This window comes from Tanticharoenia sakaeratensis NBRC 103193 (genome assembly GCF_000963885.1).
Taxonomy (GTDB): Bacteria; Pseudomonadota; Alphaproteobacteria; order Acetobacterales; family Acetobacteraceae; genus Tanticharoenia; species Tanticharoenia sakaeratensis.
The window spans coordinates 1-806 of the sequence record NZ_BALE01000026.1 but is presented as its reverse complement, the minus strand read 5'-3'; the positions used below and the strand labels follow the sequence as shown (position 1 = coordinate 806).

The 806-nt window shown below is 48.4% G+C and carries 1 protein-coding gene; it reads right to left on the bottom strand.

The window, feature by feature from the left end; translation table 11 throughout:
• Window positions 1-80: 80 nt before the first annotated feature.
• Complete coding sequence (locus tag B8446_RS16065; RefSeq protein WP_148505941.1) at window positions 81-629, bottom strand: hypothetical protein; 549 nt, start codon at window positions 627-629, stop codon at window positions 81-83.
• Window positions 630-806: the final 177 nt, after the last annotated feature.

Sequence of the window (806 nt, the reverse complement as noted above, 5' to 3'; positions counted from 1 at the left end):
GGGGGGGGGGGGGGGAGCAGTCGGTCCGCTTTGCGGCGCAAAAATTTAGAAGCGAACGTCTCCGCCTCTCGCGGGGCGGCTCACACTGCCAAAGTAGTGCTAGCCGCCCCGCTAGGTGAGGGTGGATTAGCTGGTTCCTTCGATCGTAATAACGATCCTAATGCGAACCCTGCACGCGCGGCGGTGACAAGTAACAGGGTCATCAGAAATACGGCCCCAATGCCAGGATGGCGCTGTATTGCAGTGTAAAGGTCTATCATGGAACTGCTAAGCGAAGCTTGTTTGCCAGCAAGCGGCTCAGATGCAATATCTGATGCAAGAGTTGTTGTGACAACGCATGTCCACATATTCCAACAGAAGTCAGCAAATTTTGAAGACGCTTTCTTTTCCTGTCCTACGGCTGCAAAAACTGCAACGGAGACGACAATCATCACGGATAGAGCTATCAGGTATATTACTCGGTGCCCTCGAAAGGGCCCACAATCGGAAAGGCTGCTCAAGCCGAACGCGGACAAAAATACACCGAGAGCCAAGGTAAGAATTATTATTATCTTGACAAATAATCCGTGAGATCGCCACTCTTCAACGATTTCCTGCTGAATTTTCCGCATCAACATCTTATTTTTCATCGATGTCTCCTTAATTATATAAAAAAGTACTGTGACCGTAATAAACTGTTAGAAAATATTTGCAATGAGATGCCTTACGGCACTTTAGCGCTGCTTTGAGGGATGGTGATCCTCCATTATTGTCTCTGTGTCTGACTAGAGCCGTTCCACGTTAATCCGGTTCATATCCTGCTGCTT

What these genes read in the sequence shown, in the direction of transcription:
- B8446_RS16065 (WP_148505941.1), bottom strand. Translation starts at nt 629, where the DNA reads ATGAAAAATAAGATGTTGATGCGGAAAATTCAGCAGGAAATCGTTGAA.